The following is a 356-nucleotide window of genomic DNA, read 5'->3' as shown; positions in this document are numbered from 1 at the left end:
CGAGCGCGGCGACGCCTTCGGTGACGTCCAACGCGTGCTCTCCCCCTTCGTGCAGGGTGGTGCGTTGGATATCATCTTCGTGCCCGCGATCTTCGAGGGTCCGTCTGCGGAGCGCTCCCTGACCGAGGCCTGCGTCAAGGCAGAGGCGACGTGCGCGGTTTATGACGCGCAGTCGGTCACCCGCTTGGTGCGCGGAGACGTCCCGCAGGCAGCCTTCGCTCCGCTCGACGCAGCAGGGGTCGTGCACGCGGCCCTGCGGCTCCCGAACCTCGTGGTGGGCGTCGGCCACGCGGCCACACCAGAGACCGCCCTGGACGCCATCGCCTCCCGCTCAGTGGCCACCCCTGCTGCTGCGG

General features: G+C 70.8%; 1 pseudogene. It reads left to right on the top strand.

The annotated features are described in order from the left end of the window. A pseudogene (locus tag MKL01_RS22945) lies at positions 1–356 on the top strand (exonuclease VII large subunit); the annotation flags it as partial.

Source organism: Methylobacterium sp. J-070, assembly GCF_022829385.1.
GTDB lineage: Bacteria > Pseudomonadota > Alphaproteobacteria > Rhizobiales > Beijerinckiaceae > Methylobacterium.
This window is presented reverse-complemented; position numbering and strand designations above follow the sequence as displayed.